Annotated in this window: 1 protein-coding gene (cut by a window edge); it reads right to left on the bottom strand. The window is 71.8% G+C overall.

Annotation, left to right across the window (positions count from 1 at the left end; all coding sequences use genetic code 11):
- Nucleotides 1–26,363, bottom strand: partial view of a hypothetical protein gene (locus AB0I43_RS22155; protein ID WP_357432607.1) — the 5' portion only. 2,398 nt of this gene lie to the left of the window's left edge; 26,363 of the gene's 28,761 nt are visible here — the first part of the coding sequence; its start codon is at nucleotides 26,361–26,363; its stop codon lies beyond the left edge, outside the window.

Genomic DNA, 26,363 nt, shown 5'->3' with positions numbered 1-26,363 from the left:
GCTCCCGAATTCGGCCCCTCCGCAGCCGCTGGTGGACGAGGTGTTCCCTCTGGATCGACCGCCCCAGGATCGGCAACCGGGCGCTGCTCCCCCTCAGTCGGATTGGGTTCGTTGCGCTGAGACGCGGTTTCGACACTGCCGGTGGTGTAGGCCGTGCGGGGTGCTCCCGCACCCTCGGTCGCAGGGACCGGCCGAGTGCCAGAGGCCGGCCGAGCACTCGGATCCGAGGGCGCGGGGCGCGGCGCGACAGGCTCCTCGCGGGTCGCGGTGGGCTCGTCCGTGCGCGAGGCTTCAGCGCCCTCGGTCGCGGGGGCTGGCCGAGTGCCAGTGGCCGGCCGAGCACTCGGGTCCGACGGTGCGGGGCGCGGCGCGACAGGCTCCTCGCGGGTCGCGGTGGGCTCGTCCAGGCGCGAGGCTTCAGCACCCTCGGTCGCAGGGACCGGCCGGGTCGCAGGGGTCGGCCGGGTGCTCGGGTTGACCGGGTGGGTGACTTCCGCTGGTGCCGATTCCTCCGCGCGTGCCGTAGGAAGTTGGCTTCGGCCGGAAGCCGGATCTGGTGCGGGCGAAAGGGTTTCCTGCGGTGCCGGATCGGGGGCTGGCAACCCGGCGCGTTCGCGGGGGATCGGATCGGCCGACGTGACATTGTGGCCCGGCGACTGGGGTGTCTCGGTGCGGCTCGGTGCGGCGTTCAGGTCCGGTGTGCCGCCGTCGCGCGTGGCGGAGGCGGTGGGTGGCGTGGGTTCCGCCACGACCGGTGCGACAGGATCAGCGGCCGCGGGCGTTTCGGGAGCCTGTTGACCGACGGGGTTTGCTTGCGGTTGTGGGCGAGCAGCAGGCGGCTGCGGCTGCCGCTGCGGCTGCGGCTGCGGCTGCGGCTGCGGCTGCGGCTGCGGCTGATCCTGGGCCGGACGGGTGGTCGGCTGTGCGGGCTTGCCTGATTCGGCTGGAACACTGCGACTTTCGGGATTCTGGAGGTTCGGCTCCGCGGGGGCGGGGCGCGGGGCGGCAGGTTCCTGGCGGGTCGCGGTGGGGTCGTCCGGGCGGTTGCCAGGGCGGCCGAAACGTTCGGCGATGCGTTGCCGTAGTGGCTTTTTCGTGGGCCCGGGCGTCGGTTCCGGGGGTGTGGGGGTCAGGGGTGGGCGCGGGTCGCCGGCGAGTTGGTCGCGGGCGGAGGTGATGAAATCGGGGTCGAAGGTGACGGTATCGAGGTCGACGGGCGGGGCGGGGTCGACGTAGGGGCCCGCGTCGGGGTCGCGGGCGGCATCGATCAGGAGGCGGTGCAGGACTCGCGCAGGTTCGGAGGCGTTGGGGCCGTTGCGTTCTACGTCCAGGAAGGCGTCGCCGAGGGCTTCCGAGGGGTCGAAGCGGCCGTCCTCGTCGAAGCTGTAGCCGCTGAGCTGGCGGAGCCAGGTCCGGAATTTCGACGGATCTGCGTCGGCGTGGGTGGCGGCGAAGTGTTCGCGCAGGGCGTCGAAAGCGCGGTGGCCGGCGTGGCGTTGACCGGCCAGGTCCAAGGCGTGACCGAGTTCGTGGATGATGGCGGAGTAGACGATGCGGTCAGCGCCGTTGGGCCAATAACCGCCGCGCAGTGCGCGTGCCGCAAATCCAGTCCGCGCCGAGGCGTCGGTGGCGTAGCGCTGGTTGAAGGTGATCCAGCGGGTGGTGAGGTGGAAGCCTGGGCGGCGGGCCTGCGGGCCGCTGGCGAAGCGGACGCCCGGGGTGGTCTCGCCGAGGATCTTGGCGTCCGCGCGCGGGCCGCGCAGTGGGCCGAAAGCGAAGTTCTCCAAGTCGATTTCGGGGTACTTGGACAGGATCTCGTCGAGTGCGCGGGCGGCTTCACGGGCGGTGTCGATATCGAGGCCGTCGAGATCGAAGCCGTCGAAGTCCAGGCCATAACGCTCGCCGAGGCGGCGGCTGATTTCGGCGCGATCATCGACCCGGGACCATTCGTCGTCGATCGGGGTGCGGCCGGGTTCCGCAGGCGGCGTTTCCGGCTGGCCCGGCTGTTCGCCCGGGGCGACTTCCGGCTTCGGGCCGACACCGGCTTCCGGTTCGCCGGCGCTGGTCGGATCGGAGCCGGGGTCTTGGCGCGCAGCCGCGCCCTGTCGCGGCGGGGCAGCAGCTTCCGGAGCTTCAGGCCGTGGACGGGCCTGGCCGCCCCCGAGTTCCGGTCGGGTCGCACCGCCAACCGGTTCTGGCCGAGCCACACCACTGATCGGCTCCGGCCGAACTGCACCACTGATCGGCTCCGGCCGAACTGCACCACTGACCGGCTCCGGCCGAACTGCACCGCTAACCGGTTCCGGCCGGGTCGCACCGCCGACAGGCTCCGGACGGGCAGCACCGCCAACGGGTTCCGGCCGAGCAGCACCGCCAACGGGTTCCGGACGGGCAGCACCGCCAACGGGTTCCGGCCGAGCAGCACCGCCAACCGGTTCCGGCCGAGCACCACCAACCGGTTCCGGCCGAACTGCACCGCCAACCGGCTCCGGCCGAGCCACACCGCCAACCGGTTCTGGCTCGGTGGATGTCCGGCGGGGAACTGCCTCGGTCGTCTCCTCCGGGAAAGTGCTGCCGCGCTTCACCTTGGGGTCTTGCGGGTCGGATCCCCCCTCCGAGGGGGGACGACGGGTTTCCGCACCCAGATCACGCTGTGCGGGTGCCTCGTTCGAGGTGACGGGCCGCCCGGATCCGGGATTCGCCTGGTTGGCCGCACCTGGTCGAGGCAATCCGCCTGAGTTCGGGACTTCGACCACAGGCTGCGGCCGGTTGCCCACCGGATCGCCCGGTGAGCGCGGAACCGGTTGAGTGGCAACCTCTTCCGAGGTTGCTGTCGGCGGCAGCTCGGCTGTCGGGTCCGCAGAACGTTGTTCTGGTGCCGCACCTTCCGGCGGAACCGCCACCGTCGGGTCATTCGCGCCGACCGGGCGCGGGATCGGCTGGCCGGAACCGGCAGGAGCACCCACGGGCGGCAGCTCGACCGTTCGGTCTCCGGTGCCCGGCCGTGGCACCGGCTGAGTGGCAGTGTCGTTCGGTCCGGCTGCCGGAGGCAACTCGACCGTCTCCTCCCCCGCCGTCGATCGCGGAGCCTGCTGAGCCGCCGGATCGCCCGGTGGTGTCTCGACCGTCGGTGCGGCCGGTTCCGCAGGTCGCGACAGCTCGACCGTAGCCGCGTTCGGATCACCTGGTCGCGTGACGGCGCTGTGTCGGACCGCAGCCGACGGGACTTCGTCTGCCGGGGCGGCCGGTTGCGTAGGCCGGGTGGCCGATTGTGTAGCAGCGTTGTCCGCATTGCTGGATGGCGGAACTTCGACCGTCGGAGCGTCCGGGGCACCGGGACGCGAAACTGGCTGGGCAGCAGCGTGCTTCGGACCTCCGGCCGGAGACACGTCGACTGTAGGTGCTTCTGGATCACCGGGACGCGGAACAGACTGCGTCGCAACACCCTCCGCCGACGGCAACTCCACGGTCGGCCCTTCCGGACCGCCCGGACGCAGAACTGGCTGCGTCGTCGCAGCACCGTTCCGCGACGGCAACTCCACCGTCGGCCCCTCCGGATCGCCCGGACGCGGAACCGGCTGACCGGACGGCGAAACCTCGATTGTCGGCGGCTCTGCCCCACCGGGACGCTCAACCGGGCGCGTAGCGGCCTGGTTCGGATCGCCGGTCGGGGGAAGCTCGACCGTCGGCGCTTCCGGATCACCTGGGCGCGGAACCGGCTGCGTCGCAACACCCTCCGGCGATGGCAATTCCACCGTCGACGCTACCGGATCACCCGGACGCAGAACCGGCTGCGTCGCAACACCCTCCGGCGACGGCAATTCCACCGTCGACGCTACCGGATCACCCGGACGCGGAACCGGCTGCGTCGCAACATCGTCCGGCGACGGCAATTCCACCGTCGGGGCGTCCGGATCCACCACCGGCCGGGTGGTGTTCTCCGGTGCCCCGGCCGCCGGCTGCTGCGGGCTGAGTGGGAGTTGGGGGCGTGGGCCGGGCGGTAGTTCGTCCGGGTCGTCGGGGTCGGCGTCGGGGGGTGGTGGGAGGGGGTCGTCGGGGCCGTAGATGGTGGGGGCGTACTTGATGCCCTTGCGCCAGTCGGTCAGTGGGGGGCGGACGGCGTCCCAGTCGAAGCCGATGCGGATGGCGTACTGGTTGGCGTCGCGCCATGCGGTGGCGAAGGGGTGGGCGATCAGGAAGCTGGATTCGGCCAGGGCGTCCTGGAGCATCAGGATGTCGGCGGGGAGGATGTCGCCGACGTTCGGGTCCTGGTTGCCGGCGATGAGGCGGTTCCAGGCTTCGGCGACGTCGGCGACGGCGTCGAGGGGCATGCGGTGGGGTGCGCCGTCGCGCGGGTCGATGCGCAGGTGGTGGGCCTCCATGAGGTGGAACTTGATCTGGGCGATCTCGTCGCGGGAGAACGCGGCCGTGGAGTTGTCGAGGCGTTCGGCGACAGCGCGGGCGATCTCGGCGCGGTCGGGGCGCAGCGACATCAGGGCGTCACGGATGTCGTTGACCAAACGTGCGGCGTCGCCGGGCCTTTCGTGGTGCAGGTGCCCGGTGATCGCCTCGATGGCGCGACTCAGGTCCGGACCGGGATCGTCGGGGCTGCGGTGGATGACCTCGACCAGTCCGGCGATGTGATCATCGACGACGTTGGCGATGACGTCGACGAGGACCGCCGCCCGCACCGCTCGTGCCGCGCCCCGCGCCAGCGGGTTGTCGCGCAGGTTATCGGCGATCCGGTCGATGTCGCTGTCGTCGGCGCGGAACCGGTTGTACTCGGCGTCGGCCCAATCCTGGACGCGCTTCCACGCCGCCGCCTCCTCGCGCTGCCGCTGCTTGAACAGTTCGCCCAGTTCCCCGTTGTCGGGCGTGTTGGTGGGCAGATTGAATTCCTGGGCCATCGGCTGCACGTCGCGCAACGGCGCGCGGAACCACGGGTGTCCCTTGAATCCGGGCTTGATCCGGCCGGGATGTTCCTTGTCGTTGAACCAGGTGAACTTGAACAGTTTCGCCGGCTCGAGCATCAGGCGAATGATGTTGTAGGGCAGGTCCACGAACGGCAGCTCGTAGGTCTGCATGCCGAGGTCGGGCGGCGATCCGCCGGGGATCGCCGGCAGGAAAGCGTTGTTGACGCCGGGCCCGTTGGCGACGAACGGATCCATCATGCCGCCCACGACCGGTTGCATGCCCCAGCCGCTGATGCCCTCCGGAAGGTCGCGCGGCTCGAACTTCTCCGGCACGCTCGGGCCGCCCCGGTCATGTTTGCCGATCCGCGGGTCGAGGATATGCATTTCGCCGGAACCGTCCTGCCAGCGCACCAGGTGCAGCGGTGGCCGGCCGTCGAGGCCCGGAACGGTGATGAACTCGCGTAGCGGGCCGTCGAGCCGCGCGCTGCGCACGGGCGCGTCCCGCTCGGCGACGATCCAGTGGAATTCGATGCTCGCCTCGCGCCGTGTCATCGCTTGGGCGAGAGCGCGATTCGCGCGGATCGCGGCCGCCAAGGCGGCGTCGTGATCGATACGCGGATGGGTGTGCGGGCCGATCGGCGCGACGACGATGATGCGCGGATTGTCGCCTTCCACCAGTCCGACGCGCAGGGGGCCGTCGGCGTGGATCGGGCGCGCGCCGAGATCGTTCAGGATGTCGCGGCCGGCGCCCAGCAATTCGGCCATCTGGCCCTGCAGCCGGTGGATCTGCTGATCGGCCTGGTTGACGCGGTTGGCCGCCTCCTCGAGCAGGCCGATATTGCGGCCGTGCTCGTCGACCTGGGAGGCGAGGACGGTCCGGTTCGCCACCTCGTCCAGGGTCTGCCGCAGTTCGCCGGGGCCGAGGCGGCTTTCGTCGACCCGGAGCCGATGGGCCAGGTCGGCGCGCATCAATCGCCAGGGTTTGGCTTCGAGCACGGCTTGCGCCCGGTCACGCGCCAGCTGATCCAGCTGATCGCGCATCTGCTGCGACACCTCGGGTTCGGCGACGCCGACCCGGCCGAGCGCCGCGATCTGCCGATCCACATCGGCCAGTTCGGAATCGGCGTCGATGAAGCGTTGCGCCGCGTCCTGCAGACTGAAGATCTGCTCCCGGCGCCGCGCGATCTCGTCCCGCCCGACCAGTTCCTGCGCGCGGGTGGCCCCTTCCTCACCGGTGCCGGCGACGCCGCGGGTGCGGACGATGCCGTTGTCCAGGTGCTGCATGGTGGTGGCCAGGTTGGCCTGGTTCAGCGCGTCGTTCGGGTTCCGCGCCGGCAGCGGAATGTCGCTGAACCGGCTGAAACGGTCGTCGCGCTTGGCCCGCCAGAACTCGCGTTCGGCCGCGAGCTGGGCTCGCTTGCGCATGAGTTCCTGGTAGACGCCCTCGGGCGTGCCCGCGAGTTCCTGCCGGGCGATCTCGGCGTCGAGCCGCGCCAACTCGGCGTCGGCGGCGTCCAGGCGCTCGGTCGCGCGGGCGAGCGCCTCGGTCTCCGGGCCCTCGGGGGGCGCGTCGGCGAGCAGTTCGGCCGTGACCCGGCGGATGTCGCGCAGTTCCTCGCGGTGGGCGACCGCCTCGGCGCGTTCTGTCCGCAGCCGTTCGACTTCGGCGCGCGCCTCCGGCGTCAGGTCCTCGGTGCGCACCCGCGGGACCGCGGTGCCGGGCTCGGTCGACTCCGATGTGCCGGGCTCTGGTTGCTTCGGCGCACCAGCCTGCGGCTCCGCGCTACCTGGTTCCGGTTGCTTCGGCACACCAGCCTGCGGCTCCGTGCGACCAGGTTCGGGCTGCTTCGGCACACCAGCCTGCGGCTCCGTGCGACCAGGTTCCGGCTGCTTCGGCACACCAGCCTGCGGCTCCGCGCCGCCAGGTTCCGGCTGCTTCGGCACACCAGCCTGCGGCTCCGCGCGACCAGGTTCCGGCTGCTTCGGCACACCAGCCTGCGGCTCCGCGCGACCAGGTTCGGGCTGCTTCGGCACACCGGCCTGCGGCTCCGTGCCACCGGGCTGCCGCACCGGCGTCCCCGACGTCTGCGGCACCGGCTTCGTCGGACCGTCCTCGGCCACCGGACGCAATGCCGCCCCGGCACTTCCAGGATCGGAGCCCGGGGGACGCGGGCGCGGCGCGGGCGGAGCCTCCCCGTCTTCCGGCGGCCATACCCGCTTGTCGCCCGGCTGCGGCGGATCGGCGGGACGCTGTCCCTCCAGCAGGCGCTGGAGTTCGGCGAACTTGCGTTCGTGCTCGGCCATGGCCTCGTCGAACCGGCGCGCGCGAGCGTCGAAATCGGTGGCGTTGCCGGTGGGTTCGTTCGGCCGGAGGCCGTTCAGCGCGGCTTCCAGTTCCTGCAGCCGCCGCTGCTGCTCGGCCAGCCTTTCGTCGAAGCGGCGCAAGCGTTCGGCGAAATCCGCCTCGGCGGGACGCGGGGCCGACGCCTCCAGCTCGGCCGCGCGGCGCTGCTGCTCGGCGAGCGCCCGATCGAATTCCTGGAGCCGCCTTTCGAAGTCGCGCTGGCGGCCACGCTGATCCGCCAGGACTTCTTCGATCCGGGCGTGCTGCGCGTCGATGGCTCGCTGGGCTTCCTCGGCGCGGCGCTGCACCTCGGCCATGGCGTCTTCGAAGCCCTGTTCGGTGCGCCGTCGCAGCGCCTCGAGCTCGGCCAGCGGATCGCGTGGTGCGGGTCCGCCTTCCAGTTCCGCCATCCGGCGTTCCTGCTCGGCCAGCCCCGCTTCGAGCCGTCGCATGCGCCGATCGAAATCGCTGTTGCCGGTGTCGCGGTGCTGGACTCGATCGAGCGCCTCCCGAGCCTGGTCCACTTGCCGCCGGACCTCGTCCATGGCTTCGTTGAAACGCCGCTCGGTCTGCTGACGCAACGCCTCGAACTCCGCGGCCGCCTGCGGATCACGCAACCCGGGCTGCGCGGTCTGGACCTGGTCCAGCGCCTGTCGCGCCTGCTCGACCTGGCGTCGCACGGCATCCATGGCCTCGTTGAAGCGCCGCTCGGTCTGCTGCCGCAGCGCCTCGAGCTCCGCGGCCGTCTGCGGATCACGCACGGTGTCGCCGGACTGCGTCTGGTCCAGGGCGCGGCGTGCTTCCTCGACCTGACGCTGGATCTCTTGCAGGGCGTCGGCGAAACGCTGCTCGGTGCGCTGGCGCAGCGCCTCGAATTCCGCGGCCAGGCGCGGGTCGCGGAGCCCACCCTGTTCGGGAAGCGCGGCTTCCAGTTCCGCCGACCGGCGTTCCTGCTCGGCGAGCGCATCATCGAGTTGGCGCATGCGCCGATCGAAGTCGCTGTCACGGGACTGTCGCGCCTGCTCGGCCCGGCGCTCCACCTCGGCCAGCGCTTCCCGGGCGCGCGCCTCCGCGCGCTGACGCATGGCTTCGAACTCGGGGTCGGCGGCCGGGGCGGGCCGGGTCGGCTCCGGGCCGAAGTCGGTGTGCAGGTGCGTGATCCGCCCCTCGGCGGTGTAGGCGATCTCGACGTGCCGGACCACCACATCCGGGCGGGCCAGCAGCCGCCGCAGCTCCGGGTACCGGGCGGCGAGCTGGGCCCGGACATCGCCGGGGGCGCTCCAGCCGACAACCACGATCCGGGGCGGTTCCCCGGCGACGACGCCGACCGTGTTGTCGATGCGGGTCGCGCCCTCCTCGGCCAGGGCTTCGCGCTCCATCGCCTGCGCGACGGCGCGGTCGAGCACCTCCAGCTCGGCTTCGACGCGGTTGAACCGGGTCGCGGCCTCGCGCAGCGCCTCGATACGCGCTGCCTGATCCGGGAATTCGGCGGTGAGCCGCCGGATCGTGTCGGCCAGCGCGACCTCGGTCAGGTCGCTCTCCCGCACCGGCAGGTCCGCCATCGCTTCCGCGCGTGCGGTGCGAGCGGCATCCAATTCTCTTACCGCCGCGGCGTTTTCGGCGGCGAGCCGGTTGGTGACGCGGCGGGCCAGATCGGCGTCCGGGCGATCGCCGGGCCCGTCCGGCTCCGAGGCGGGAGCCGGCGGACCGGCGGGCGGCTTGCGCCCGTCGTCCCCACCGGCGCCGAGCGGCTGGGTGGTGACGGAGTCCGGATCCTCGGCCTGCGGCCGGGTCGGATCGCCGGGCTCGGGTGTCCGCGCCGCTGCCCCACCGGAGCTCGGCTGCGGCGGGCCCTGCCGCGGTGCCGCGAGCGGCGGCGCGTCCGGCGGTTCCGGCGGGCGCGTCGCCTCCAGCGCGGCATTCAGCCTGGTCAGTTCCGCCTGCGCGGCCGAGTACCGCTTGGCTGCCGCCCCGAGTTCGGCCACGGCGTTGTCGTCGTTCGGTAGCTGCCGGAAACGCGAGGTGGCGTCCGCCAGAACGGCCCGCGCGGCATCGCGCTCGGTTAGGGCGGCATCCCGCTGGGTCAGCAACTCCGCGATCCGGGCCGGACGCTGCTCCTGCTCGGCCAGTTCCGCGGCGCGACGGTTCAGCTCCTCGAGCAGATCGAGATCGTCGGCCCGGTCGCGCGTCTCCCCCCGGAGCTCGGCCTGAACCTCGGCGAGTTGCGCAGGCTCGAGACGTTCCTTCTTGTCGATCTTGCCGTCGCGGTAGATCTCGTAGACCTTGGCCCACCGTTCGGCCTTCTTGTTCGCCTCCTCCGGAGTGTCGCCGGGCCGGACCGGCTCCGGCAGCTCGACACCGACGGTGCGGGTGAAATCGCGGTTGGCGCGCGGTTCCGGCGCGGGCCCGGTGTGCTCGCCGAGGACGCCGAAGCGGTCCAGGATGCCGGCGCCTTCGAGGGCGTCGGTGAGCACATCCAGATCGCCGACCAGGTCCAGCAGGTGCGCGATCGCCTTGTCGTGCACCGGGAATTCGCGGTCGGCGACGCGCGGATCCACGGCGTCGTCGCCGTAGCGGACGGAATCGAACCGGTCCAGATTGTTGATGGTGCGGTAGTACTCGGCGAGGGCGTTGATCAGATTCGTCCGCTCGCTCTCGCGCGCCGCGAGTTTGGAGATCGCCTTGTGCAGTCGCTTCGGGTCGATGGTGTCGGGATTCGGGCGGTACTTCTTCTCGTCGTTCTTGTAGTCCCGCGCGTACAGGTCGCGCGGGAAGCGGCCGCGCCGCCGCCCGACGCCGAGCGCCTCGGCCAGCCGGTCCCGGGCCGCGTCCACCACCGCGGAGTTGTCGTCGCGCAGCAGGTTCGCGTAGTCGACGAGATCCTCGACCGCCTGATGCCGGCGGGCTTTGCCGATCGACTCATCGGCCAGCGCACGCGCCACCCGCTCCGGGGTCATCTGATCCGGATGCATCCCGAGGCGGTGGGCCAGCTGGGCGCGCGCGTCCTGACGCGCGTGGTACTCATCGATGTCCCAGGCGGTGCGACCGTAGTCGATGATCGCCTCGATCTGGGCGGCGCGAATCGCGTTCTCCGCGCGCAGTTGCTGCATCCGTTCGGCGAGGGCCGCCGGGTCGCGCAGCTCGTCTTCGGAGATGCCCAGGCGGCGCGCGAGTTCCTGGCGGGCGGTTTCTACGTCGGCGCGCGACCACCCGTCCGGAACCCGGTGCGCCGGCGCCGCGCGCTCGCCGGGCGGCGTATCGAAGATCGGGCGCCACGCCCCGTCGGGGTCGCGCACGACCGTGACGTCCATGGTCCGGTTGCCGACGTCTTGCCGGATATGGCGCGTCTCGACCGGCCCGTTGTCGAGCAGCCGGATGGTCCCGTCCAGGTCCACGTGCGCGATGCGGTGCACGACATCCACGTGGCCGTCGTTGACCGCCTCCGCGAGTTCGGGATGCTCGCGCAACGCGTCGGCCAGCACGCGCTCGTGCGCGAGGCCGCTGTCGAAGACGAGCAGGCGTGGTCGCTGACCGGCCGCGCCGGGCAGGATGGCGATACCGTCCGCGCCGGGCAGCAGGAATCCGCCGTCGGTTTCCACGGAGGCGCGCAGGCCGAGATCCGCGAGGGTCCCGGACAGATCGGAGACCTCGCCGTCCACCCGCAGGAAGTTGCGCATCAGCACCTGGAAGTCCGCGAGGCCCTCCCCGTGCCTGCGGATGTGGTCGATGATCTCGGCCAGCGCGTGGCGCGGATGCGCGTTCAGCGTGTCCAGGTCCAGGCCGAGCAACTGCGCCCAGACGGCACGTTCGTCACGAATCTGGTCGCGCCGCAACGCGTTCTCGAAGTAGGTCGGGTTGCCCTCGTCCACGCCCGGCTGGTCGGTGTAAGCGTTGTCCCCCCAGTCGCGGCCGGGTTCGCCACCGTTGTTGACGCCCTGCCAGTCCAAGATCGTGGTGGGCCGGTCGTTGGCGAGGATGACCTCGCGGAGGAAGCGCGTCATCGGGTCGGCGTCGAAGAAGCTGACCTCGTCGCTGTAGGGGATGCGCCGGTTCTCCGCGTCGTAGCGCGCTGCGGCCTCGGCCAGGCCCGCGAGCGCGCCGATCCGGCGCGCATGCTGATAGCGCAGCACTTCCCGGGCTTGCCGCACGGTTTCGGGAGTCACCTCCGGACCCAGATCCGCGCCGAGTTGCCGTGCCGCGTCGATCAATTCGCCGGCCAGGTCGGTGCGCCGGTTGGCCGCGTCGGCCAGATCCCGGGCCAGTTCGCCGAATCGGCCCGTCGCGTTCGGATTCGCTTCGTGCCGTACGGGTTCCGCGATGGGCGTCTGCGGCAGCTCCGGGCGCTCCGCGTCGGCCTGGCGGCGCAGGTCCTCGAGGTCGACGCCGAGCTCGCGCCGCACCAGCTCCGGATCGGCCTCGTCCAGCCAGGGCCGGTACTCCTCGCCGTTGCGGGTGCGCGCCGGCGGATCCTCGCCCGCCTGGCCCGGAATGCGGCTGGTCAGCTTCTTCAGGAAGGGGATGAGTTCCCGGCTCTGCCACATGGTCGCACCCTCTTTGAGGATGCGTGCGGGGTTGAATTTCGTCTGCAGCACATCGCCTTCGGGCGTGCTCTTGACGACCGGCAGGTTCGCTTCGTGGGCCACGACCGACTGACCGGCGCTGTCGAGACCGGACCCGGACGGATACTTCGGATTGTGCCCCGCGAACCCGGCACGCAGCTCGGCCCACTTGCGGCGCAACCAGTTCGGCCGGTTCTCGGCGGTCGTGGCCGGTTCGGTACCCGGTAGGGCCGCGGTGCTTTCCGGCGCGGTGGGTTCCGGGCGCACGTAGGGTTCGACGCGCCAGTTCCCGGCGCCGTCGTCGACCAGGCGGACCGGAATCCGCTGGCCGTCGACCTCCACGGTGTGCGGCCGCGCCGGATTCGGCTTGCCCGAGGCGCTCGGATCCGGTGGTCCGGCGGCGGCGGGCGGCGGCTGATTCGGCGGCTTCTTCGCTCCGCCACCGGCATTCGGATCCGGCTCCTCGCTGTCCCCGAGCTGATCCGGGCGGTCCAGCCCGGTGTCGTCCGCGCGGGTGGCGCGCTCGGCCGCCTCGGTCATCAGCCGGTGGATGAGCTTCGCCGGTTCGCTGGCATTCGCGCCGTTGAGCTCCACGTCGAAAAAGGCTTCGGGCAGCGCCTCTTTCGCGTTCAGATCGCCGTCACCGTCGAAGCTGTAACCGCTGAGCTGACGCAGCCAGGTCTCGTAGCCTTCGACGGTGGCGGGTGTGTGGGTGGCCCGGTAGTGCCGCAACAGCGCGTCCTCGAGCGAGTCGTGCAGCGAGCGGCCACCGGCGTAGTCGACGGCGTGCCCGAACTCGTGCAGGAACGCGCCGTACCCGGGGCGCGCCAGAATGCTCGGATGGAAGCGGCCCTGCTGCACCCGCAGTTGCAGCCGCTCCCGGAAGTAGGCGGGATCGGTGGCGAATCGGGAGTTGAGCGTGATCGACTCGGTGTGGATCCTGCCGGTCGTGCGGTCGGTTCGCGGCTGGGCCTGGGCGAACGGGTCGCCGTCGATCGGACCGATGCCGACGCTGCGCAGGTCGACGTGCGGGTAGGCGGCCCGCTGGTCGACGACCGCGCGGGCGAAGTCCTGCACGGTGCCCGGATCCAGGTTCGGCAGATCGAAACCGAAGACCTGTAGCCCGGTGAGCTCGGCCAGCCGGTCACCGACCTGTCGCGGTGTCAGGTTCGACCACTCGTCATCGATCGGGACGCGAGTGCGATCCGGGTCGGCGGAGGGGTCGGGACGGGAGTCGGGGTCGTCGCCGAGGCGGCCGGCATCGTCGGTGGTCAGGTCGATGCGGAGTGCCGTGGCTCCGGGGTGGTCGACGCGCAGGTCAGGAGGGCCGAGGAATTCCGGCGCCTCGTCGGCGGCGCGGGCGCGGTCCACCGGCCGGACCTCGGGGGCGGAATTCTGTCGCGAACCGAACGGCAGGCGGTCGGCGAGGCGGCGCATGCGGCTCTTCGGCTCGCTGCGATCGCCCATGTCGGCCGACCCGTCCAGAAGCGTCCGGCGCATCCGGTCGAGCAGGCGCTGCTGGTCGCTGTCCGCGAGTCCCTGGAAGTGCCGGGCCAATTCGTCGGAGACCGTGTTCTCGGCGGTCGGTTCGGGCACCCGCCAGCCGCCCGCTCCGTCGGACTGCAACCAGACATTGAAGGTCTGACCGGGCAATTCCATGGGGACGAGGGAGTAGTGCTGCCGGAACCGGGAGACTTCGGCCTCGACCTCGGCTGCCGCCGCGGGATCCCGGTACTTCAGGACGTGCAGGTCGCTCTCGGCGCTGGGCAAGCCCACCTGTCTGGTCCGTAGTTTGTGCGCGACCACCGCCGGATGCGTGTCGGGCAGCGTCGAACCCTCGGGAAGCAGCCGTAATCCGGACTCCCGGGTCAGCATGCCGCGCAGGGCGGGGCGCGCCGTGTCGGGGTGGAACGCCTCGGGCCCGAGTTGACGCAGCCACTGCTCGAACCCGAGATCCGTGCGCCCGTCGGCACGGAAGCGCAGGTAATGCACGAGCAGCTGGCCTTGCGCCTCGTAGTAGTCCGGGGCGCGGAACCGCCCTTCGGCGATGTGGTGCGGTATCCAGGTGGTCGCGGGCAGCCCGTCCGGGCCGGGCCGCACCTCCAGGTAGCGGAGCTGATGACTGCCGTCCCACAGCGCGTCGGCGAACTCGGGGCGCCGCAGTGCCAGCGCCCGCAGTGCGTCCATGTGTTTGCCGGGCTCGGCCGCCACCACCAGCAGCTTCTTTTCCGGGGACACGGCGATGTCGTCGCCCAGGAAGACCGTGCCCGGGTCGTCGCGCAGCGCGTCCAACAGCCCGCGCCGCAGGAGCTCGGAATCGACTGGCGGACGCGAGGTTTCGTGGTGCGGCTGGGAGCTCTCCGCCGGTTCGTGGGCCCAGGGCCGGTAGGCGCCCTGGTTGTCGCCGCCGAGGCGAGCCACGTCGAAGACGATCTCGGCCGCGTCCAGGCCCGCCTGATCGAGATGCTTGCGGATCGCCGCGATTCCGGCGTCCTGCCCGGCCTGCTCGGGGCGCACCGCGGTTTCGGGGTTGCGGGCGAACTCGGCCTCGGCCCGGTAGAAGGCACGGTCGTAGGCGTCGACGTAGGCCGTCTCGGCGGGGCCGACCGGGACGAAGCGGCCCGCGTCGCGCAGCCGCCGAAGCGTATGGATCTCCTCCGCGTATCGGCGGCTGCGCTGCGCGGGTGTGGCGCTGGGCCGTGTCCGTGCCTCCTCGCCGCCCACCGGCGGGATCCCGTGCGCCCGATCCCATTCCGCGCCGAAATGCGCGGCGTAGTCGCGGCCGTCGACCTGCGGACCGAGGCGGGTCAGTTCCGCGCGTACCGCCCGGACCGCGGCCCGGTAGGCCGCGGCATCGCGCATGCGCTGGTCGACGGAACGGTTGCCGTCGTAGGTCTCGGTCGCGATCTTCTCGGCACGCGTGAACGCCTTCTGGTAGACCTCCGCCAGCCGGTCGCCCCGATTCAGCGGGCCACCCGGGCCGACGGGATGATCCGGTTCGTGCTTGGACCGGCGGCTCTGCTCGCCGGCCTCGGCTTGGCGCCGCCGCTCGAATTCGAACTCCCGCGCGTGCGCCTCGGCGGCGCGGTCGAGCATCCGATCGACGAAATCCGCGCGCAGCAGGGCGAACCGCTCCGGCGGCACACCGGCGGTGGCGGCTTGCTCGGCCAGGTACGCCACGCGCAGCAGCGACGCCGCGTTGGCCTCCGGGGCGCCGTGTAGCGGCAGCACAACGGATTTCGTGGCGGGATCGTAGAGGGCGTCGGCGCCGAACTTCTGCCTGCCCTCCTCGACGGCGAAGGGCACCTCCGCGCTGTAGCGGACCTGCACGCCGTGGCGGGCCAGCGTGTCGGTCGCCCAGCGGCCGAGTTCGTGCGTGCCCAGCACCTCCGTCACCTGGTCACGGACCGTGGCGGCCTGCTCGGCCATGCTCGGGCGCACGGTCTCCGGGCCGGCCGGGGCGTCCGGTGTGCGCGGCGGTAGCAGATGGCTCGGGGACTCGCCTGGTGCGAGACGCAGTGGGACGCGGGTTCGTTCGGCGTGCACCACCCCGGACTCGTCGACGCGGACGTGCACCCGTTCGGTCTGCGCGGTGCCGTCGCGCAGCACCTGGCGCACGGTGGCGTCGGCGTCGGCGGCCGCACGGGGCACCGCCGTCGCCGGATCCGAGGAGACGACCAGCACGCGCGGCGGCTGCCCCGGGATCAGCGCGACGTGATCGGTGACCCAACGGCCTTCGGCGGCAAGGACTTCGGCGTCGAGCAGATCGTGACCCACCCGGGCCGCGATCTCGGCGCGGATCCGGTCTCGCTGCGCCGTCAGTTCGGCGTGCCGGTCGGTCAGGTCGGAGACCGCGCGCAGGCGGGACCGCAGGTCCTCGACCCGGGCGATCTGCCGGTCCAGCGCCAGCTGTTCGCGCACCAGGCGCGGCACCTGCTGGGCCGCGTCCGGTCCGGCCGGGGCATAGAGGGTGTCCGGCAGTGCGTCGCCCTGGTGCGCGTCGAATGCCGCGCCGTGGCGCTCGCGCAGGCTGGCGCCCTCGCTCGGGTACACGGGCGAATCGAAGAGGTCGCCCCGCAGCAGCGCGTCGACACCCGCGTCCCGGCCGATCCGCCGCAGTTGCTCCGGTGTGCGCGCCGGGTCGCCGTCGCGTGCGTCGCTGATCGCCGCGTCGTGGGCGGCGAGGTACTGCTCGTGCAGCGCGTTGGTGTAGGCGGTATCGACGATGTCGTCGCCCCAGCGCGGCGGCTCGGGATAGCCGAGGGTGTCCGCTTCGCGGGCGAACTCCGCCTCGCGGCCCAGTGCTTCGGCTTCGACACGCAGCTGTGCCGCAACGTATTCCGCTCGATCACCACCGCGGAGGACGGCGGGATTCACCTCGGCGCGGCCGGCCAGCACCGCTTCCACAACTGTGGCCGCGCGAACGATCGCCCGCGCCTGGGCCGGTTCGCTCCGGTCCCGGCCGTCGACGACCAGCTCCATCCGGCGCGGATCGAACGCGTCCCGGGTGCCCGGGGTCTCGCCGAATTCCACGCGGACGGACGCCCGGGCCTCGCGCAGGGTGGCCAGGGCGGCCCGGCCGGTTTCGGTGTTCCGCAGGATTTCCAGGACGCGCGCGGTCGCTCGATCCGGTGGAGCGGGCTGCCACAGTCCGGGATCCTCGTCACCGAGTGCGTCCGGTTGGTCGTCGGGCAGGTCGCGCCGCTGGGCCTCCGGATCCACCTCCGGGCGCTGGAATCGCACCTGGGCACTGGTGTTCTCGCCGAGCGGGCCCTCCAGATCGCCCGGATCGACGGTGGCCTCGGTGAAGCCGTAGCGCTGCACCTGCTGGCCGATGTGGGTTTGCAGCGCCGCTTCCTCCGGCGTCAGCCCTTCCTGCAGTGCGGCGTTGAAGCTGGCCAGGTTGTCGCCGAGCGCTCCGGCGTCGAACCAGTTGCTCTCGACCACGCGGACCCGGTCGCCCAGCGCGCCCATCACCTCGGCGACCATGTGCGACCCGGACGGGGTGCCGGGCCCGACCCGCACCTCGAGGGTGAGCACACCGGAACCGTTGACGTAGGCGTACACGCCGTAGTCGCGATCACCGCCGTAGCGGTTGACGTAGGTCGAGCCGTCTTCGGAAAGGAAGCCGCTCACGGGAGTGCGGACGACGTTGTCGGGCGCGCCCGGCGTCGCGGTGCTTTCGAGCAGAGCCAGCCGGTCCAGCACCGCGTCGTGCCAGCTTTCCCGGCCGCGCGCGGCGAACTCACCGCGCACCGCCTCGATCGCGCGGCGCAGCGCGGCCAGTTCGGGGGCCGTGCGGCCGTGATCGACGGGTTCGAGGCCCCCGTCCGGCCCGGTGCGCAGGAACAACTCGGCGAACGGGCTGAGTGTGCCGGAGTCCGGGCTGCTACCGAAGTTCAAGTGGTGGCGAATGCCCGCGACCGTGCTGCCGGGCACGATCATCCAGCCGTGGTCGTCCCGGCCCGGGGTATCGGTGAGCGCGTCGAGGAGTCCGAGCCGGTCCGCGCTCGGGTCACTCATATACATCTCGTGCGCGTCGATGAACTTTCCGGCCGGCACCGTGCCCGCGGTGGGCTCGGCGTACAACACGGTGGGCGAATCACGATGCACCGGAGCGACATTCGCACCGACCAAGCCGGCGATCAGGGCGGTCAGTTCCTCGGCATCGGCCTGTCGCGCGTTGAGCATGGTGGTGCGCAGCAGCACGGTGCCGTCGTGGAAGGTCACCCGTTCCACGCGCCGCGGCTCGGTGATCGACCGGCTCTCACCGACCATCTCGACCTCGCGCACCCCGGAGGCGAGCGCGTCCGCGACCCGCTCGGGGAACGTGCGCACGCCGTGGGCGACATCCCAGGCGCGGCCGTAGCTTTCGGCGTAGGTGGTGCCGTCGTCGGTCGCCGGGTGGTCCGCCAGCACCGGGCGCAGCGCCTGCAGGCCGGCCTGGTTGGCGAGCCGATCCAGTTCCGAATTCGGCAGTGTCGGATCGGCTTCCGCGGCGTCGGCGCGGGTCGCGTCGAAAGCCTCACGGTAGACCCGCTCCAACGGTCCCTCGGGAATCCGGTGTCCCTCGGCACGCAACTGCATGGCGACCACGACCTCGAGCGCGTGCGCCCGGCCGTGCTGGGCCAGCATGCGATCGATGTATTGCTGGCGCGTGGACTGCATGCGGTCGCGGGTCGCGGCGTCCGGGTCCGCGTGCGTCAGTTCGGCGTGGATCGCGGCGTGGACCAGGGCGAGCAGATGGTCGGCGTCGGTCGCGCCCGGATCGATGACCAGGGCGTTGCGCGACGGGTCGTACCGCGCCGAGGCGCCGGACTCGTGTACGACGGTGACATCGTGGCGGGTCAGGCTGGTATTGGCCCACTCCCCCGCGGGTGTGCCGTCCAGGGTCGCGCGCAACCGTGCGACGCGTTCGGCGGTCGCACTGGCCGCCAGGTCCGTTGGCGTGGGTTCCGGTGCGGTCTCCGGGGGTGGCGGATCCGCGCCCTCTACCAAGGCAACCTCGCGTGCCAGCGCCGTCGCACGCTCCTGGGCCCGGAAGTCCGCCAGCTCACGCTGCGTGGTCAGGTCGACCAGGGTCCGCAGGTCGTGATCGAGTCTGCGCAGGTCCGCCGCCCGGGCCGGATCCACGGCGGGATCGGCGAGTTCGGGTGCGATCTCGGCCAGTCGTCGAGTGGCGCTGTCCCGCAACGACTTCGCGTCAGCCTGTGGATCCAAGCCCAGCGCTTCGGCGGCCCGGCTCAGCTCGCCCGCGCGCTGTGCGGCCCGCAGGGTCGCGGCGTGATCGGCCAGTGCTGCGGTACGGAGGCGGTCGGCTGCCTCGGGGGTGGCCGCCAGATCCGGCAGCGATGCCTCGGTGCGGGCGACGGCGTTCGCCCGATCCCAGGCCGCGCCATAGAAATCGGCGTAGTCCCGGCCCTCGCCCGAGGCGAGGTCGGTGACCAGTGGGCGGATGGCGTTCGTCGCGAAATCGGTGGCGAACTGGTGGATATCCGCCGCGGTGCGTGTGGCGCTCGGGTCCCGCTGGGCGAACGGGGCCATGGTGGCCTCGCTCACTCCACGGTCGTAGGCCCTGAGGTAGGTCTGCTCGATATCGCGTGCCTGGTCGCTGACCCGCACCTCGTAGCCGAGATCGCGAAGCTGGTTGGCCAACTCGATCATTCGGATATCGGCGGCGACTTCCTGATCGATCATCGACCGCACGAAGTCCGCGCGGTCGGTCGACCGGATCCGATCACCCGCGCTGTTGCCATCCATCAGCGCTTCCGCGTGCACGGCTTCGCGCGCGATCGCCAGCACCTGCCGGACATGATCATTTCCGCTGGTGAAGGTGACGACCGACAAATCACGTCGTCGGAACTCACCGGGTCGCCCGTCCCCGTGCCGGGATTCGAACCGCGCGTCGATCGGGCCGGCGCCCAGCCGGGCGAGTATCTCCCGCCCGAGCTCGGTCTGCCGCAGCAGGTTTCGCACCTGGTCGCCGGATGTATCGAGGGAGAGCAGGCCGGGCCTGGGCAATTCACCCGCGGATTCTTCGGCACCGGGGCGGGCCGGTGGTGTGCCGTTCGAATCGTGCCGTCCGGCGTCGGGTCTGCCGCCGGGTGGATCGTCGCTGTCGCCCAGGAAATCGGGGGTGTCCGGCTGCTCGGGCAGATCGGGGCGGGTTCGCGCGGCGGCACCGCCGTCATCGCCGGAATCCGGCTTCGGCTTGATCGCCGCGGCGCCCGGGGTGTCTTCGCCGGGATCGATGTCCGGACGGGTCGCGGTCGGATCCGATTCCGGACGGTGCCAGGAGCCGTCCCGACGGCGCGGCTGCTCGCCGGCCGAGCGGGACGCCTCGGGCTGTGGATTGTCGGGGCGCGTCTGGGCCGCGGCTGGATCGTCCGTCGCAGCTTCCGGACGCGATGCGGTCGAGCCGGTGTCCGGCTGGGTCTGGCCGGGTAGCGGGAGGTCCGGACGCGTCTCAGGGGGGTTGTCCGGAGACGTGGCTTCCGAACGCGACTGAGGCGGAGCGGTGTCCGGCTGGGTCTGGCCAGACAGCGGGAGGTCCGGACGGGTCTGAGCCGCAGCGGGGTTGTCCGGAGTCGTGACTCGCGGCTGAGGCAGAGCAGTGTCCGGCTGGGTCTGGCCGGGCAGCGGGAGGTCGGGCCGGGTCTGGGCGGCGGCGCGATCCGGTGTTGTCGCGGCTTCCGGACGCGTCGGTGCCGGGCGGGGCAGGTCGGGTTGGGTGCGGTTGGCCTGGTTGGCCAGTTGACGGGCGAGTTCGGCGTCGGCCCGGTGCAATTGGGTGATGCGCTCCTCGAGGGCATCGATGAGGGCGGCGATGCGGCGGTTTTCGTTGCGCTGGTGGACGAGCTCCTGCTCCAGCACCGGGTCGTTGCGCATGCCGTGCAGGTTGTCGATGCCGAGCAGGTCGGCGAGGTCGGCCTGGAGGTTCGCCAACTCCTGGCGCATCCGGCCGCGCTCGCGGAACTGCTCGGCGAGCGGCCCCTCGGACTTGCCCGGCTCGGCACCGTTGTTGACGCCCTCGTTGTTGACCATCGAGGTCTGGTCGCCGAGCAGATCCTTGAGGAACCGTTCGCCGGGATCCTCGGAGTACAGGCCCTTCTGGTCCAGCGGCAGCTCGGAGGCGAAGGGGACCTCCGCGTTCTCGAGGTTGAAAAGCCTTGCCACCGCTTCGAAATGGTCGACGAGTTCGGCGCGCACCGCCGCGGCGTCGCGCAGCCTCTCGACCACGCGCCGCAGTTCGCCCGGGCTGAGATCAGCCAGCGGCGCGAGCTCGGGCGCCACCTCCGCCAGGCGCTGCCGCAACTGCTCGGCCATGCGCTCGACCTGCTCGGCGGCCTGCCGCTGCTCCCGCAGTGCCTCGCGCGTCTCCGGATCGACCGCCTCGGGGCGCGTGGCCTCCACCGCAGGCTGCTGCGGCAGTTGCTGCCGCTCGGCCTCCCGCTGCCGTTGCCGTTGCGCTTCCCGCTCGGCCTCGCGCGCCGCGAGATGCGGCGGCAGTTCCTCGTCGGCGACGCCGCGCTCCCAGTAGCGATCCTCGGTGCCGTCCGGATTCAGCGGCGGCTGGAAGTCGTCGGGCGGAGCGATATGGCTCTCCCGGCCGAAGATCGCACGCCAGAACTCCATGATCCGCTTGCGCGCCTTGATCAGCTTGGCGGTCTCCAGCGCGATCCGGGCGATGTTCGGCGACGCGACACCGGGATCGCCGACCGGCGCGACCACCTTGTCCACGCCCGGAATCTGCGCGAGACCGTCGGCCGCCACCGTCTGCCCGTGGCCGTCGAGCGTGGAACCCGAAGGATGCTTCGGGATCTCGTCGTGCCTGGCCTCGCGGACAGCCTCCCACAGACGCCGCGCCCGCTCCCGCATACGCTCGCGCACGGTGCTCTTCTCCGGCTGCGCCCCCTCGGGCCGGGTCGCCGGCTGCTGTGCGGGATTGCCGTCGGGGCGCGTCTCGGAGGCAGGCCGGATGTCCGGGCGCGTCGCATCGGGCTTCGGCTGCGCGACACCATCCGGACGCGTCTCCGCACGCGTGGCATCGGGTTTCGGCTGGGCGATGCCTTCGGGGCGAGTCTCGGACGCGGGCCGTGAATCCGGGCGCGTCGCATCCGGGCGCGACTGCGCGACACCATCCGGGCGCGTCTCCGACGCGGGGCGCGGCGTCTCCGGCCGGGAAGTATCTGTTTGCGGTCGCTGCGTGCTCCCCGCAGGCTGCTTGCCGTTGGCGGCTTCGTCGATTGCGCGATGTTGCTCAGCTTGTGCCTGTGCCAGGTCCCGCTCGACCTGTGCTGCGATCTCACGCAGGCGTTCGTCGACCCGGCGGCCCAGCGCGTCGAATTCCTCGGCCGAGTCGCGCGCCAAGGGATCGGGCTCGTCGCCCTGCTCGTCGCGGCGCTCCAGCATGCGCTCGAATTCGTCTGCCTGCCTGCGGTTCTCCTCGGCTGCACGCTCGAGTCGACGCGCGGCTTCGCGCCGGATGTCGTCGATCGCGTCGTCGACGCGCCTGCCGAGATCGTCGTTGGCCTCCTGCAATTCGCGGGCGCGGGCATCGGCGCGATCCAGCGCCTCCCCCGGGTTCGGCGGGCCGTCGAGCGCCTCGTCCACCATCCGCTGGATTTCGGCGAGCCGATCCTCGATCCGCGTGCCGAGTTCCTCCAACGCCTGCCGCGACTCGGCATCGACGTCGCGCGCCCGCTCCAGCGCCTCCGACAGTTCCGGCGAATCTGCCTGCTGTGCAGCCTCTTCCGGACGTGTCGCAGGCTCGGCCTGTGACTGTGTCTCCGGTCGCGTGGCCGCATCACCCCCCGGCTGCGGGAGACCTTCCGGACGCGTTGCCGCCTCGGAATCCGGCTGCGGAAGACCCTCCGGGCGGGTTGCCGCAGCTTCGGGGGTCCTGTTGCCCTCCGGTTGTTCGGCGGGCGCCGGTTGCGGCTGCCGAGCATCCTGGGGCGGACGGAAGCCGTCCGGCGGCGTCGCGTCGGGGGCGCCCAGGCCGGGGAGCGGCGGCTGGTCGGGGGGCATGGGTGGTGCCGCGCCCTCGGTTTCGGGTAGCGGGAGGCCATCCGGTTCGGTTTCGTTCGAGTCGCGGCGGGTCGGTGGCTCCTCGGGTGGTCCGCCCTGGGTTTGTTGCAGCGGGATTCCCTCCGGGCGGGTTTCCGCGGGGTCCGGCTCCGGTTCGGGTTCCTGGATCGGTCGGCGGCGGGGTTCCGGTTGCCGCTGGCGCTGCGGGCGGGGGCCCTCGTCGCCGATGCGGGCCGGTTCCTCGTCGCGGGTGCGGTCGCCGAAGAGGACCGGGGTGTCGGCGCCCGCCGGATGCCGGGGCTTGCCGGCGGCGTCGAAAATGATCGCGTAGGTGTTCTTGACCTCGCGCGGCAAGGTCGGCGGGAAGCCCTCGACGCGTTCGGAGCCGGGATCGCGCACCACGATGCCGCCGTTTTCGTGCACCAGCACGTAGGCGTGCGCGCCGACGCCGTATTCGTCTACCGGGCCGTGGTATTCGTCGACCACCAGCGCGGAGGAGCCCTCCGGCATGCCGAGCAGCAGCTGAGCGATTTCATCGTGATCGACGGCTCGGCGCAGCTGGCCGCCCGCTGCCGCCTGCAGTTCGGCGGCGGTCATTCCGCTCATGTCGAGCGGGCCGTCCGGCGGGCGGATCGCGGTGCTGCCGGTCAGATTCTTGATCAGCCGCAACGCCAGCTCGGCACAGCGACCGCGATTGCGCTCCGGGATAGTGTCCGGGCCGTCGGCGGGCGGCTGATCGCCGTCCGGACGCGCGCCCGCGCGCTCCGGCACGCTCGTCTCCGGCCGCCCGGCGCGTGGACGCTGCTGCGGCCCACCGGGTTCCCCGGGTGGCGGAGGCACGGCCAGCAGCCCCTCCGGTGCCGGCTCCGCGCCATCTCGCCGCGCGCGCGGACCGTCGGCCTCGGCCGTCCGCGTCGGCCCCGGGTCCGGGGCCCAAGGCCGATGCGGCGCCTGCGGATCCCGCGCCGCCCGACTGGGAGTGCGATCCGCATCGGTGCGCGCCGCGGGCTCCGCAGTGTCACGCCGCGCCCCGCCTTCATCGGGCCGCGCATCCGAGTCCGCACCGTTCCGCGGCACACCACTCTCGGGCCGCGCAACCGGATCAACGCCGTTGCGCTGCACACCACCCTCAGGCTGCGCCACCGGATCGACATCGTTCCGGCGCGCCCCGCCCTCATCGGCCCGCGCCGCTGGGTCGACCCCATGACGCTGTGCATCCGGTTGACCGGCATCGGGCCGATCGCGTTGCATGAACGAGCTTTCCGGGTCCGCCGTACGGAGCGGTGCGGGATCTTCTCCACGCAGGGGTGTGGGTCGTGAATCAGGTTGGTCGCGGTGCGCCGAGGGGTCGCGGTCCGGTGTACCGGCTTCGGGCCGAACCTGGCTGGAATCAGCGGCATTTGGATCATCGGGGCGCGTGGCCGGGGACGCTACGCGCGGCTCCGATGCGCGGAGGTCGGGTTCGTCAGCCTTGCGCTGATGCGCGGCCGGATCGGCCGCTGGCTCTGCGCCATTGCGGTCAGGCTGTGGCGCGGGATCGCGATCGCTCGCCGCCGCCTCCGGCCTTGCCGTCTCGTCACCGGCCAGCGAGGTACGGAGGTTCGACTCGTCGGCGACACCTTCCGCACGAGGGGGCGCCACGTCGGCGGCCCGATCGGCACGCGGCCCGCCCTCGCCGTCGGGTTGCCATGGGCGAGTGCCTGATTCGCTTGCCCGAGCGCGATCGTCCGCGTCACGCTGAGGCGTCGAATCAACCGGCTTTCCGTCCGTTTCCGTATCCGGGCGAACTTGATCCGCGCTCGGAATATCAGGCCGGGAGCGAGCGTCACCGGCCAGCGGCGCGTCCGTACGCGGACGCGCGTCACCCGCGAGCGGCGCGGCGCTGCGCGGCACAGCACGGGTGTCCGGTCGGGAATCGCCGCCGGTACGGGATTCGGCCGGCGCATTCGCTGGGCCGTGCTGCGCCGCACCGGCGGACGAATCTTGCTGCGGACCAGCCGTATTGGTCTCGGCCACAGCCTCACTAGAAGTCCGCACCCCGTTACCCGAGTCGAGCGCGGCATCGGCGCGCGGTGCGGCATCGGCGCCCAGCGGACGAGCCGGCGAAGACTCACCGGCGACCGGCGTGCGCTGCTCCGGACTGGAATCGCCCACCGGATCCGACTGCTGCGGCGTCGTCTCGGCGCGCTGGTTCGTTCCGGCGTTGGCCGCCGGATCCGACTGTTCCGCAGGGGCTTCCGCCTGCGGCGCGGGTGCGGTCTCCGGTTCGGTGACGCCGGTCTCCACCGGTGGCGCCTCGGCCGCGGCAGGCCGCGTCGCGGGTCCGCTATCGGCGGGCGCGTCACTCGTGTCGGTGCCATGGGACGGTTCCGCGGCGGGCCGCCCCTGCTCCGCTCCGGGATCGGCGTCCACGGTGCCGCCGGACTCCGGGCGCGACTGAGTTCCGTTGTCGCCCTCCGGATGTGCCGCGGTGTCGGCACCTTCGCGCGGCTGAGTACCGTCGCCACCCTCCGGTGGCGCCTGAGCAGCGTTGTCGCCTTCCGGCCGCGCCTGAGCGCCATTGTCGCCTTCCGGCCGCGACGTGTCCCCCGGCTCCTGCGCCCCCTCCGGCGGAGCTGAAACATCGGCCGTCGGGTCGCTCTCCCCCGTGGTCGGCCGAGCATTCTCCGGCGCGGTCGAATCCTGCGTACCGGCCTCCGGAGACACCGGAGTCTGCCCCGTATCGGTCGGCGCGGCCCCGGCCCGCCCGGTGTCCGGCGCGGAATCGCCGACCTGCGCGGGATTCCCGGTACGGCTGGGCTCGGCCGCACCCGTCCGCACTCCGGCACGCTCACCGCCACCGGTGTTTCCGCTGCCCGGCGCCCGATTGCTCGACGAACTGTCGCCTGCCGCAGGCGCATTGGACGAACTGGCGGGCCCGCCGTACCCGTTCGTCGGCGCGTTTACCGGCCCGGTGTTGTTCGGCCCCTGGTACCCGATCCGCGGCCCGGCGGGCTGATACCACTCCGGATGCTGCCGCTGCCAGCGCATGTCGGCGGCGGTGCGGCTCACCCCGGAGAGGGCGCCGTTGGACGCGCCCGCGCTGAGCATCCGCCAGTCGAACTGCTCGGTGGCGTTCTTCTTCGTCTGGTCCCACGCCTTGCCCCAGTCCCAGGAGCCGTCGTCCTGGTGCGCGGCCTGCACCATCTGATATCCGAGGCTGCCACCGAAACCCGCTACGCCACCGACCAATCCGGCGGTGGAGCCGGTGATCGCGGCGTTCACCTTCGGGTTGAACCATGGTGTCTGCCCGGCGCCCCGGGGCTTGTTCAGGAACTTGCCGATCTTGTCGCCGATCGGGCTGGCGACGCCAGCGCCCACCGCGGAGCTCACCGCGGTCATCTTCACCTGGTCCCAGTCGATCTTCTTCCGGTGACCGGCGTCCACCTGGTAGGCCTGGATGCCCAGATCCTGGCCGGTGCCGATGACGGTGTCGATGGCGACGTGCCGGATCAGGAAGTTGGCCAGCTTCTTGGTGATCAGCTTCCCGGCCAGCTGCACGATCTTGTTCATCACCCGCTGTGCGAGCATCCGGATGGCCACGCGGGTGAAGCCCATGGCGATCGCGGTCTCCGCGGGTGCGGTCGGCGGGAAGATCCAGAAGATGGCGATCTCGGCGGCCAGCAGCGCCAGCGAGGTGATCACCATGAGCTTGGCGTATTCCAGCTCCATGCCGAGGCCGTCGGCGCTCTCGGCGATGGTCTCGAAATCCTTGGCCAGTTTCTCCAGCGATTGTTCGCCGTCGCGATAGAGCTGGAGGTCGGCGACCATCTGCTGCCGCGCTTCACCCTCCGGATACGCGGAGTTGACCGCGGCGATGGCGTCGTCGATGTCGTCGAGGACCTTGCGCAGGTCGGACGCCGCGGCACGCCAGTCGTCGGCCATGCCCCAGACGCCGTCCTCGTCGCCCTCGGGGTACTCCGACCCGGCTACCGCTTCCAGCAGCCACATCAGGGCGCCGGGAACCTCAACTCCCAT

Source organism: Nocardia sp. NPDC050435 (assembly GCF_040655395.1).
In the GTDB taxonomy this organism is placed as follows: domain Bacteria; phylum Actinomycetota; class Actinomycetes; order Mycobacteriales; family Mycobacteriaceae; genus Nocardia.
The sequence above is the reverse complement of the archived record's forward strand: the minus strand, read 5'-3'. Positions and strand labels throughout refer to the sequence as shown.